The 675-nt window shown below is 61.5% G+C and carries 1 protein-coding gene; it reads right to left on the bottom strand.

Annotated elements, in window-relative coordinates; translation table 11 throughout:
- The coding region (locus tag BST44_RS29235) for an acyl-CoA dehydrogenase family protein (protein WP_208619909.1) at positions 1–668 on the bottom strand (668 nt) is incomplete at its 3' end.
- Positions 669–675: the final 7 nt, after the last annotated feature.

Raw genomic sequence — 675 nt, 5'->3', positions numbered from 1 at the left:
CCTTGCCCCTCGGTGTCGCCTAGCAGATGCGTCTTGGGGACGCGCACGCCGTCGAAAAACAATTCAGATGTGTCCTGACCGCGCTGACCTATTTTGCTGAGGACTCGTCCTCTCCGGAACCCGGGGCGATCGGCTTCCACGACAATCAGCGAAATACCGTTGGCACCTTGGGTATGGTCGGTCTTGGCCACGACGACGACGAGATCGGCTTGCTGACCATTGGTGATGAACGTCTTCGAGCCGGTGATGACGTACTCGTCCCCATCGAGGACGGCGCGCGTCTTCACGCTTTGAAGATCAGATCCGGTTCCGGCCTCCGTCATCGCAATGGCACCGATCAATTCGCCCGACGCCATCTTGGGCAGCCACTGCCTTTTCAGGTCTTCCCGGGCGTAGTGCAGGATGTAGTGTGCGACGATGCCGCTGTGCAGGCCGGCGCCCCACGAACTGTCCCCGATTCGAGCTTGCTCTTCGAGCAGAACTGCCTCGTGTGCGAATGTCCCGCCGCCGCCGCCGTATTCGACCGGCATCGACATGCACAGCAGGCCCAGCTCGCCTGCTCGTTCCCACACCGCCCGGTCGACATGGTGTTGCTCGGCGAAGCGCTCTGAGTGGGGTGCAATCTCAGTGGCAACGAACTTTGCGGCGAGATCACGAAGCGCTTCCAATTCCGGG

The organism is Mycobacterium scrofulaceum (assembly GCF_002086735.1).
GTDB lineage: Bacteria > Actinomycetota > Actinomycetes > Mycobacteriales > Mycobacteriaceae > Mycobacterium > Mycobacterium scrofulaceum.
Note: the sequence above shows the minus strand (reverse complement) of the source record. Positions and strands in the feature narration are given on the sequence as shown.